We start from the raw sequence: 782 nt of genomic DNA on the forward strand, positions 1-782 counted from the left end.
GGTCCGCACCACCGATGTGACCAGCGCGCCGCTGCTTGATGCAATGCTTGTCATCCCAAGAGAGATGTTTGTCGGCGCCGCCCAGCGCGATCTCGCCTATATCGACGAGGACATCCGCATTGCCGCCGGCGCGGACGGCGCACGCTACCTGATGGAAGCATCCCCGTTGGCCAAGCTTATCCAACTGGCCGAGATCAATCCGACCGATTCGGCGCTCGATGTCGGTTGCGGAACCGGCTACGCCTCGGCCATCCTGTCGCGGCTGGCCAGGTCCGTGGTGGCGCTTGAGAGTGATTCGGCGCTGGCGGAAACCGCCAGATCGACGCTTTCGTCGCTGGGCTGCGGCAATGTGACCGTCGTCCAGGGTGCGCTGCCGCAAGGGCATGCCGCCCAGGCGCCTTATGACGTCATCCTTGTCGGCGGCAGCGTCGCGGAAGTCCCTGTGACGCTGCTGGACCAGCTCGCCGAGGGCGGCCGCCTTGTCGCCGTCGAAGGGCAGGGCAATTCCGGCGTGGCTCGTCTCTTTTTCAAGGCCGGGGGGGTTGTAACCGGAAGACGGGCATTTAATGCGGCAATTAAGCCACTACCGGGGTTTGAACGCATTCGTGCTTTCGAATTCTGAATGATTTGGCCTTGCAGCAGAGGCTTTGTCATGGTCGCTTGCATTTGAACGATCGCTGCTGATGCCAAACTGGGGGCACTTTGGGGTGAGCAGCAGGGAACATCGAACACGCGGCGCCGGCTGATCAATGAGAGAAGCAGGCGCGGCGCGGTTCCCATGG

The 782-nt window shown here is 62.7% G+C and carries 1 protein-coding gene; it reads left to right on the forward strand.

All coding sequences use genetic code 11. The features are described 5' to 3' along the window. Nucleotides 1–622, forward strand: a 622-nt coding sequence (locus EN906_RS35925; RefSeq protein ID WP_164777696.1) for a protein-L-isoaspartate O-methyltransferase, incomplete at its 5' end; no start/stop codon positions are given. Nucleotides 623–782: the final 160 nt, after the last annotated feature.

It is taken from the genome of Mesorhizobium sp. M7A.F.Ca.CA.004.06.1.1 (assembly GCF_003999135.1).
Taxonomy (GTDB): domain Bacteria; phylum Pseudomonadota; class Alphaproteobacteria; order Rhizobiales; family Rhizobiaceae; genus Mesorhizobium.